Annotated in this window: 5 protein-coding genes and 1 tRNA gene; 4 read left to right on the top strand and 2 right to left on the bottom strand. The window is 63.9% G+C overall.

Annotated elements, in window-relative coordinates; genetic code table 11:
• Window positions 1-2 precede the first annotated feature (2 nt).
• The 4 genes from ACOVQ0_RS06720 (at window position 3) to ACOVQ0_RS06705 (ending at window position 3,760) form a co-directional block, all read left to right on the top strand.
• Window positions 3-1,172 (top strand): LL-diaminopimelate aminotransferase, encoded by a 1,170-nt coding sequence (locus tag ACOVQ0_RS06720; RefSeq protein WP_421881865.1) that lies wholly within the window; start codon window positions 3-5, stop codon window positions 1,170-1,172.
• Between the two features lie 209 nt (window positions 1,173-1,381).
• Complete coding sequence (locus tag ACOVQ0_RS06715; RefSeq protein ID WP_421881862.1) at window positions 1,382-2,188, top strand: crotonase/enoyl-CoA hydratase family protein; 807 nt, start codon at window positions 1,382-1,384, stop codon at window positions 2,186-2,188.
• 37 nt (window positions 2,189-2,225) lie between these two features.
• Window positions 2,226-3,611 carry an RNB domain-containing ribonuclease gene (locus ACOVQ0_RS06710; RefSeq protein WP_421881859.1) on the top strand — a complete coding sequence of 462 codons (1,386 nt, stop codon included), beginning with the start codon at window positions 2,226-2,228 and terminating at the stop codon, window positions 3,609-3,611.
• Between the two features lie 75 nt (window positions 3,612-3,686).
• Window positions 3,687-3,760, top strand: a tRNA-Cys gene (locus ACOVQ0_RS06705).
• A 9-nt stretch (window positions 3,761-3,769) separates the two neighbouring features.
• On the opposite strand, the gene ACOVQ0_RS06700 is transcribed toward ACOVQ0_RS06705, so the two are convergent.
• Together ACOVQ0_RS06700 and ACOVQ0_RS06695 are read right to left on the bottom strand one after the other, a co-directional pair.
• Window positions 3,770-4,360 (bottom strand): hypothetical protein, encoded by a 591-nt coding sequence (locus ACOVQ0_RS06700; protein ID WP_421881857.1) that lies wholly within the window; start codon window positions 4,358-4,360, stop codon window positions 3,770-3,772.
• Window positions 4,357-5,655, bottom strand: a 1,299-nt coding sequence (locus ACOVQ0_RS06695; RefSeq protein ID WP_421881855.1) for a sensor histidine kinase, incomplete at its 5' end; no start/stop codon positions are given. The genes ACOVQ0_RS06700 and ACOVQ0_RS06695, both read right to left, overlap by 4 nt.

The raw sequence follows: 5,655 nt of genomic DNA, 5'->3' as shown, positions 1-5,655 counted from the left end.
GCCTGCCGCCCTACGTCATTGCCGAAGTCAACGGCATGCGGGCCGCCGCGCGCGCCGCCGGTAGGGACATTATCGACCTCGGCATGGGCAACCCCGATCTTCCGCCGCCTGCGCACGTTATCGAAAAGCTGTGCGAAGTGGCGCAAAAGCCTGATGCGCATGGCTATTCGGCGTCATCCGGCATCCCCGGCATTCGCAAGGCGCAGGCCAATTACTATGGCCGCCGCTTCAACGTCGATCTCGATCCTGAAACCGAAGTGGTGATGACGATGGGGTCCAAGGAAGGCCTCGCCAGTCTCGCCACCGCGATCACCGCGCCCGGCGATGTCGTGCTTGCGCCGAACCCCAGCTACCCCATCCACACTTTCGGTTTCATCATCGCCGGCGCCACGATCCGTTCGGTGCCGACCACGCCGGACGAACGCTATTGGGATTCGCTCGATCGCGCGATGAAGTATTCGGTGCCGCGCCCGTCGATCCTGATCGTCAACTATCCTTCAAACCCCACGGCGGAAACGGTGGACCTTGCCTTTTATGAACGCCTCGTTGCTTGGGCGAAGGAAAACAAGGTCTGGATCCTGTCCGACCTCGCCTATTCGGAGCTCTATTTCGACGGCAACCCCACGCGCTCCATCCTCGAAGTGCCGGGGGCAAAGGACGTCGCGGTGGAATTCACCTCGATGTCCAAGACGTTCTCGATGGCAGGCTGGCGCGTTGGCTTTGCGGTGGGCAATCAGCGCCTGATCGCCGCGTTGAAGCGGGTGAAATCCTATCTCGATTACGGCGCGTTCACGCCCATTCAGGCCGCTGCCTGCGCTGCGCTCAACGGGCCGCAGGATATCGTCGAAAAGAACCGCGAACTGTACCAGAAGCGCCGCGATGTGATGGTCGAAGCCTTCGGCCGCTCCGGGTGGGACATCCCCAGTCCCAAGGCTTCGATGTTCGCCTGGGCACCCCTGCCGCCTGCGCTGATGCACCTTGGCAGCCTTGAGTTTTCGAAGCAGCTTCTCACCCACGCCGAAGTCGCGGTTGCGCCGGGCGTTGGCTATGGCGAAGATGGCGAAGGGTTCGTGCGCATCGCGATGGTCGAAAACGAACAGCGCCTCCGTCAGGCCGCGCGCAACATCAAGCGCTACCTGCAATCGATGGGCGTCAATTCCTCGGCAGCGTAACGCTGGATTCTACTGACACGTCGCTCTTCGTCATTGCGAGGAGCGAAGCGACGAAGCAATCCAGAGCGTTGCGCAACAGGCTCTGGATTGCTTCGCTCCGCTCGCAATGACGAGCGTTTGCCGTGTCGCACCTACGGCGATCCGTCAAATGACAAGGCTGGACCGGCTGAGCCGGCTGAGGCAACTTGCAGCCAAAGAACAGCCAGCGGATGCCTCTGATGAACCTCCACGATCGCGTTACCGTCACCATCGAAAACCACGTCGCCCACGTTCTGCTGGATCGGGCCGACAAGATGAACGCGCTCGATGATGCGATGTTCGAAGCCATCGTTGCCGCCGGACATCATCTCCACAACGAACGCGGCGTGCGTGCAGTGGTGCTTTCCGGCGCGGGCCGGTCGTTCTGCGCGGGGCTGGACCTGTCAAGCATGGGGCAGGCAGACCGCTGGGGCGAAGGGGGCCTTGCCGAGCGCACCCACGGCAACGCCAATCGCGCGCAGCAGGCGGCGATGGTCTGGCGCAAACTGCCGATGCCGGTGATCGCAGCCGTCCACGGCGTCTGCTTCGGTGGCGGCTTGCAGGTGGCCAGTGGCGCAGACGTGCGTTTTATCGCACCCGATGCGCGGCTCGCGGTGATGGAAGTAAAGTGGGGCCTCGTGCCCGATATGGCAGGATACGTCCTGTGGCGCGGCAATGTGCGTGACGATGTGCTGCGCGAATTGACCTATACGCACCGCGAATTTTCCGGCGAGGAAGCCGTCCGCTTCGGCTTCGCCACCCATGTCAGCACCGATCCCCTGGCCGATGCGATGAAGCTGGCGCAGGATATCGCATCCAAAAGCCCCACCGCCGTGCGCGGTGCCAAGATGCTGTCCAATCGCACGCCCGATATGAATGTCGATGAGGTGCTGATGGCCGAATCCATCGCCCAGCACGAACTGATGTATTCGAAGAACCAGATGGAAGCCGTGCGCGCCGGGATGGAAAAGCGTCCCGGAGATTTTGTTGACCCCTGAATTTGTTGATCCGTAATAGCCTGCTAGGCTTTCTGGCATGAAGGCCATTCACGATCCGCACGGCGCGCTCACCACAGGGCTAGCCGCGATCCGTCAGCAGTATCAGGTGCCGCAAGGCTTCCCGCCAGAAGTCATGGCGGCGGCGGAACTGGCTGCCCAGCGCGCGCCTGCAGCGCACGCAGACCGCACAGACGTTCCTTTCGTCACGCTCGATCCTGCCAGTTCCACCGATCTCGATCAGGCCTTCTGGATAGAGCCATCGGGCGCAGATCTTCTGCTCCACTATGCCATCGCCGACGTGGCGTGGTTCGTGGACGATGGCGATGCGGTGGATGTCGAAGCGTGGAAGCGCGGAGAAACGCTCTATCTGCCCGATGGCAAGGCCAGCCTCTATCCGCCCGCACTGTCCGAACGTGCCGCCAGCCTCCTGCCCGATGGCCCGCGCCCGGCGGTGGTTTTCACTGTCCGCCTTGCCCCCGATGGCACCGCGCGGCTCGATGGCACGCAACGCGCACTGATCCGCAGCCGCGCCAAACTGGCCTATGATGCGGTTGCTGATTCCGATCTTCCGCCTGCCTTCACCGAATATGCCCGGCGCGTGAACGCGGCAGAAGCCGCTCGGGGTGCCGCCCGCGTCGATCCACCCGAACAGGAAGTCGAAGCCTTGGGCGAAGGACGCTATGGCCTTGCCTTCCGCCCGCTGCTGCCGTCCGAACGTCCCAACGCCGCGCTGTCGCTTTCGGCCAATATTGCCATCGCTGCAGCGCTGCAGGATGCCGGCACGGGTCTCTTCCGCGTCATGGCCGGGCCAGACCAGAAAGCGCTGTCCCGCCTGCGGTCCACCGCCGCAGGCCTCGACATCGCATGGGAACGGGGGGAAGATCTCAAGGCGTTGGAACGGCGGCTCGATCAGAAGAACCCGCACCACGCTGCCTTCATGATCGCTGTGCGCCGTGCAGGAAACGGCGCTGGCTATGCACCGTGGCTCCCCGGTGTCACCCCGTGGCACGAAGCCATTGCCGCCACCTATGTCCACGCCACAGCCCCCTTGCGCCGCCTTGCCGACCGCTATGTAATCCGCGCGGCTCTCGCCGTTGCCAATGGTCAGCCGGTTCCGGCGCAAGTCGAAGATGCGTTCCAGCGGCTGCCTGCCGTGATGGCCCGCTCTGGCGCGCTGTCCGGCCAGATCGAACGTGCAGTGATCGACCTTGCCGAAACCGTCATGCTTCAGGGCCGCGCAGGCGAACGCTTTGCCGCCTGCGTAACCGATGCCGATGGTGATTCGGCGCGGGTGCAATTGCTCGATCTGCCGGTGGTCGCCCGCGCGAAACTGCCTGATGTGGCACCCGGCCAGCGCGTCGATCTGCGCCTCGAAAGCGTCGATACCGCCAAGCGTCGCCTCACCTTCGTCACGGCAGAGTGAACTTCGCGCAAGAACCACTTGCGGCGCAGCCTGCTTCCGGCTAACCGCCCCGAACCACGCAGCACCTGCGATCAAGGCCCGATGGCGGAGTGGTTACGCACCGGATTGCAAATCCGTTTACGCCGGTTCGATTCCGGCTCGGGCCTCCAAAATCTTCTTCAATCGATCACCAGATAATATCCCGCCGCGTTGCTGGACGAATTGCTCAGCACGATCTCGAATCGCCCGCTGAACAGCGGGGTCCAGCTGCATTCGCGGCTGCGCGCTTTTGCGGGGGGGCAGACGGGCTTGGCCTCGCGGTCCAGCACGGTGAAATCCAGTGGAGCCTGGCCGGGGGTGGCGATGGCCACGCGCGCGGCGCGGCCCCCGTCGAACAACTGGGGCAAGCGCACGGTTGCGCCGGGATCGATCTTCCCCGCTTTGTACGCCGGGCCAAGCACCCGGCCACGATAGGGCGGGGTCACTGGCATCTCTGCCTGCGTGCGCCATTGCGCCACAGGATCGGCGGCAGGTTCAAGCGGCTTCACGCCTCTGGCATCAAGTGCAGCGATCAACTTGCCAAGCTGCCTTGGCTGGCTTTGTGCTGCATCGGCCTGCGCCAGAATTCGCGCGATCTCTTCCGCTGGTCCGTTCGCAGGCGGAACCACGGCAGGCACCGTTTCCGCGCGTTGGGCCGATTGCGCAGGTACAGGAGCGCAGGCCCCCATGAATGCGGCCAAAGCCGACGGGACCAGCCATTTCATCGTCATGGTGCAGGCTCCAGAATGAACTGTGTTCCGCGCGGCACGTCGCCCAGATGCAGCAACATACCATGTCGCTGCGCAATCGCTCGCGAAAGGGCAAGGCCCAGACCGTGTCCGGGCTTGTCGGCGGGCAGCGCGGCACGGGCAAACCGCTCGAAAACGCGCTCATGCTCGCCCCGCGCAATGCCGGGGCCATCGTCCTCCACCGTCAGACGCGGGCCGGGCGCAAGAGTAAGCCGGACATGGCCGCCTTCGGGCACATATTTGATGGCATTGTCCAGCAGGTTGGAAACGAGTCGCGTGATCTGCATCCGCTCGCCCAGCATTGTCACACCGGGTGTAATCGAAGTTTCAAAGCCAAGGCCACTTTCCTCCGCGCTTGCTTCGTAAAGTTCCGCAAGGCCCGTCAGCAGTTCGCTCAGGTCGAATTCGGCCAGCCCTGCCAGATCGCCCCTGCGGCTTTCGGCCGATGCGATGTCGAGCAGCGAATCGAGCATCTTGGCAATGCCTCGAATATCTTCGCGCGCGTGGACCAGCGCACCGCCGACCGTTTCGGGATGCTCTTTCATCACCGTGCCCAGCCGGTTGTCCAGATGCATCAGCGGCGTGCGTACTTCGTGGGCAACGTGTTCGGAAACCTGCTTGTAGGCTTTCAGCAGTTGCGCCTGTCGTGCCAGCAGCCGCGTGCCGTGACCTGCCATCTCGTCGATCTCGTCTCCACCGCGCTGGCGGGCGGGGAAGCTGGCAGCCCGGCCATCGGCGGCGGCACCCAAGGCTGCGTTCACCGCGTTCATCCGCTCTGCCAGATGTCGCGCCGTAACCCATGCGACCAGCGCCACCGCGCCGATGATGGCCGCACCCACGGCAAGGAATGCGGCAGACAACACGAACTGCGCCGCACGGTCACTCTTGTATTCGCGTGCCACCAGCAATTGCAGATCGGGTGCCAGCATCGCCCCTTGCGCATAGACCGGCGTGCCATCGGCCAGCGCGATGAAGCCTTCTTCCGATTGCTTGGCGTTGATCTGCGGCCAGCGTCGCTGATCTCCGGCCAGTGGCCTGCCCGCCGCATCGGCCAGCATGTAGTGCGATCGCCTTGCATCCAGGCTCACCACCGCCTGCCGGTCTGCCACGCGGCGCAGCAGTTCATCGCGTCCGGCGGTGGCGTAGATATCGATCAGGCCCGCCATATCGGTGGCGACCGTGGTGGAAAGTGAATCGCGCGTCTGGCGCTGGACGATGATCGTGGTCACGGCAAACAGCACGGCCACCGCGATAACCGCGATCAGGATCGACGCGGC

This window comes from Novosphingobium sp. (genome assembly GCF_049240505.1).
Lineage (GTDB): Bacteria > Pseudomonadota > Alphaproteobacteria > Sphingomonadales > Sphingomonadaceae > Novosphingobium.
The sequence above is the reverse complement of the archived record's forward strand: the minus strand, read 5'-3'. Positions and strand labels throughout refer to the sequence as shown.

Excerpts from the sequence above, each read along its gene's own strand:
- ACOVQ0_RS06700 (WP_421881857.1), bottom strand. The coding sequence starts at position 4,360 with ATGACGATGAAATGGCTGGTCCCGTCGGCTTTGGCCGCATTCATGGGG.
- ACOVQ0_RS06715 (WP_421881862.1), top strand. The coding sequence starts at position 1,382 with ATGCCTCTGATGAACCTCCACGATCGCGTTACCGTCACCATCGAAAAC.
- ACOVQ0_RS06710 (WP_421881859.1), top strand. The coding sequence starts at position 2,226 with ATGAAGGCCATTCACGATCCGCACGGCGCGCTCACCACAGGGCTAGCC.